The following is a 1,447-nucleotide window of genomic DNA, read 5'->3' as shown; positions in this document are numbered from 1 at the left end:
TTAAGTTCGTGCAGAGTTTGATTCAACGTTCTCTGCATATAACAAGTTGCTCAAACGGAAAAATAACAGTTGGCCATCGCTTCGCGATTATAGCCAACCATTATTTTCCGCTTAGCAAAGCGTTAGTTTGCACTCAGGTTTCGTGCTCAATTTTAAATATGGAAGTTAATTCTAATGAAAGTAGTCGCTATTAGTGGTGTTTCAGGTTGTGGTAAAACTTCAGTCATAAAGCAACTATCTAAAACTCTTTCTTGCCCCTATCTATTATTTGACGATCATACGGATGAAAATACTTACCCCAGTGATATGAAGGTTTGGTTTCAAAATGGTGCGGATTTATCGAATATAAAAACGCCTAATTTTATTAATCACTTACTTACACTGAAAGCAGAATGTACTGAAGAATTTATTTTTATCGAAGAGCCATTTGGTAGGTGTCGAGCGTCTATTTCATCATTAATAGATTATGTCGTTTTATTAGATATGCCAATGGAGGTTTGTTTGTCGCGTGTGATTATGCGAAATATTAAACACCCGTCATGCGATTCATTAAGTTCTATTCCTAATTATCTTTCTATGTATAATGATCACTTTCGACAAATATACATCGGTACAACCAATCAAGTTAGGCAAAGTAGTGATCTAATTATTCATAGTATTGATTCAATTGAAATAACAGCAAAATCAATTAGTAACTGGCTTCAAAGTAATGCAAACTAACAAGCACTTCAAGCGGGACAAAAAACAGTTGGCTGTTTCGCTTCGCTTACATTTTAGCCAACAATTTTTTGCCCCTTAAGTGGGCGTTAGGTGTTTCAATAGTTCAGATGGAAATTGTAGACTTTATTGCTAAATCACTAATTATAATCATTTTGGTTTTTGCACCAATTTTTTGTGTGTATAAAAAATATAGTTTTGTGAAGTTATATTTGATTTCAGCACTTATGATATCTTTTATGCTCATTATAGGCGGATATTGGCCTCATTTTTACACCGAGGTACGCCTTGATTTAATGGGTTATGATTCTCTCGGTATGTCTGAAGCAGAACGGTTGCAAAATGTTGCCCCTGAAATGCACGAACAGGCGACGCAACTTCATTGGTCAAATATGGGAGTTGGCTGGCCGTTGAAAGTTATTATTTGGATGGTTATTTTATTACCTTATCCTTTAATTGTTTGGCTTTTCGGGTTCGGTTTTAAAAAATTAAAATTACGGTTTAGTGCCAAAAACACCTAACAAGAAATTCAACAAGGACAAAAAACAGTTGGTTTTTGCTCCTTCGTCGCTTATTTTAACCAACTATTTTTTGCCTGTTAATTGGGCGTTATGTTGCAAAAGGAGATGCAGTTCATGAATCAGATTAAGAGTAACTTTCAAATATTAGCCGCTACAGCTTCAACGCTTTATTTTGGCTTGTTTGCGTATGGAGCTTTTATCTTCATTAA

2 protein-coding genes are annotated in these 1,447 nt (G+C 35.0%); both read left to right on the top strand.

Translation table 11 applies throughout. The annotated features are described in order from the left end of the window. Nucleotides 1-174 precede the first annotated feature (174 nt). Nucleotides 175-720, top strand: coding sequence for a hypothetical protein (locus H4J73_RS01190; protein WP_182179659.1), 546 nt, complete (start codon nt 175-177; stop codon nt 718-720). 107 nt (nt 721-827) lie between these two features. Then, nucleotides 828-1,238, top strand: a complete 411-nt coding sequence (locus H4J73_RS01185; protein ID WP_182179653.1) for a hypothetical protein — start codon at nt 828-830, stop codon at nt 1,236-1,238. The last annotated feature ends 209 nt before the right edge of the window (nt 1,239-1,447 follow it).

This window comes from Colwellia sp. MB3u-41 (genome assembly GCF_014076845.1).
In the GTDB taxonomy this organism is placed as follows: domain Bacteria; phylum Pseudomonadota; class Gammaproteobacteria; order Enterobacterales; family Alteromonadaceae; genus Colwellia_A.
This window is presented reverse-complemented; position numbering and strand designations above follow the sequence as displayed.

Excerpts from the sequence above, each read along its gene's own strand:
- H4J73_RS01190 (WP_182179659.1), top strand. The coding sequence starts at position 175 with ATGAAAGTAGTCGCTATTAGTGGTGTTTCAGGTTGTGGTAAAACTTCA.
- H4J73_RS01185 (WP_182179653.1), top strand. The coding sequence starts at position 828 with ATGGAAATTGTAGACTTTATTGCTAAATCACTAATTATAATCATTTTG.